General features: G+C 47.6%; 1 protein-coding gene. It reads left to right on the top strand.

The features are described 5' to 3' along the window. The coding region (locus D1094_RS18710) for a hypothetical protein (RefSeq protein ID WP_220452577.1) at positions 1-1232 on the top strand (1232 nt) is incomplete at both ends.

Here is a 1232-nt window from a genome sequence, read left to right as displayed (position 1 = left end):
GAAACGGATGTGGATGACACCGCACCGACAGTAGCCGATCAAAGTTTTAGTTATGAAGAAAACCAAGTGGCCGATGCCGTGGTGGGAACGTTAGCGAATAATGCTGATGTGACCACATACACGTTCAGTAATGGCAGCCAAACCTCGGCCGATGGTTATTATCACATTGATAACAATGGTGTTATTACCATTACCGCGGCGGGTATCTTAGCACACGTCAATGATTTTGAGGTCGGCGCGAACAGCGGTGACTATGACATTATTGCCTCAGATGCCGCGGGTAACGAAACGATTATTACCGTGACCTTAAGTGAAACGGATGTGGATGACACCGCACCGACAGTAGCCGATCAAAGTTTTAGTTATGAAGAAAACCAAGTGGCCGATGCGGTTGTCGGGATGTTAGCGAACAATCCTGATGTGGCCACGTATACGTTCAGCAATGGCAGCACCACGTCAGCCGATGGTTATTATCACATTGATAACAATGGTGTTATTACCATTACCGCGGCGGGTATCTTAGCGCACGTCAATGATTTTGAAGTGGGCGCGAACAGCGGTGACTATGACATTATTGCTTCCGATGCTGCTGGTAATGAAACGACTATCACCGTGACCTTAAGTGAAACCAATGTGGATGACACGGCGCCAAGCCTGTCAGACCAAAGTTTTAGTTATGAAGAAAACCAAGTGGCCGATGCGGTTGTCGGGACGTTAGCGAACAATCCTGATGTGGCCACGTATACTTTCAGCAATGGCAGTCAAACGTCAGCCGATGGTTATTATCACATTGATAACAATGGTGTTATTACCATTACCGCGGCGGGTATCTTAGCGCACGTCAATGACTTTGAAGTGGGCGCGAACAGCGGTGACTATGACATTATTGCTTCCGATGCTGCGGGTAATGAAACGACTATCACCGTGACCTTAAGTGAAACCAATGTGGATGACACGGCGCCAAGTCTGTCAGATCAAAGTTTTAGTTATGAAGAAAACCAAGTGGCCGATGCGGTTGTCGGGATGTTAGCGAACAATCCTGATGTGGCCACGTATACGTTCAGCAATGGCAGTCAAACCTCAGCCGATGGTTATTACCACATTGATAACAATGGTGTGATTACCATTACGGCGGCGGGTATCTTAGCGCACGTCAATGACTTTGAGGTAGGCGCAAACACGGGTGATTATGATGTGATTGCCGCCGATGCTGCAGGTAATGAAACGATTAT

It is taken from the genome of Colwellia sp. RSH04 (assembly GCF_003545765.1).
Lineage (GTDB): Bacteria > Pseudomonadota > Gammaproteobacteria > Enterobacterales > Alteromonadaceae > Colwellia.
The sequence above is the reverse complement of the archived record's forward strand: the minus strand, read 5'-3'. Positions and strand labels throughout refer to the sequence as shown.